Source organism: Pseudonocardia sp. D17 (assembly GCF_036984265.1).
Lineage (GTDB): Bacteria > Actinomycetota > Actinomycetes > Mycobacteriales > Pseudonocardiaceae > Pseudonocardia > Pseudonocardia benzenivorans.
In genome coordinates, this window is sequence record NZ_BPRG01000218.1 from 1 (window position 1) to 452 (window position 452).

Here is a 452-nt window from a genome sequence, read left to right on the forward strand (position 1 = left end):
TGTCGGCGTTGGAGACCGGCCGGATCAACATCGCCGCTCGCAGCGTCGGTGTGGCCCAGCGGGCCTATGACGAGGCGCTTTCCTACGCGCGGGAGCGGACGGCGTTCGGTGGGCCGATCGGTGAGTTCCAGGCGATCCAGCTGCGGCTGGCGGAGATGGCGGTGGCGCTGCAGTCGGCCCGGTTGATGACGTACTGGGCGGCGTCGCGGATGGACGAGGGGGTGCGGATGGACACCGAGTCGGGGATGGCGAAGATCGCGGCGTCGGAGGCGGCGTTGTCGTGCGCGATGGATGCCATGCGTATCCACGGCGGGTACGGCTACTCCACGGAGTTCGAGGTCGAGCGGCTCTACCGCGACGCTCCGCTGATGTCGATCGGCGAGGGCACCAACGACGTGCTGCGCACCGTCGTCGCGAAGTCGCTGCTCGCGGGCAAGGCCGTGATCTCGTGA

1 protein-coding gene is annotated in these 452 nt (G+C 69.0%); it reads left to right on the forward strand.

Features of this window, described 5'->3' with window-relative positions:
- Window positions 1-452: acyl-CoA dehydrogenase family protein (locus PSD17_RS31640; protein ID WP_339126006.1), on the forward strand; the 452-nt coding region annotated here is incomplete at its 5' end.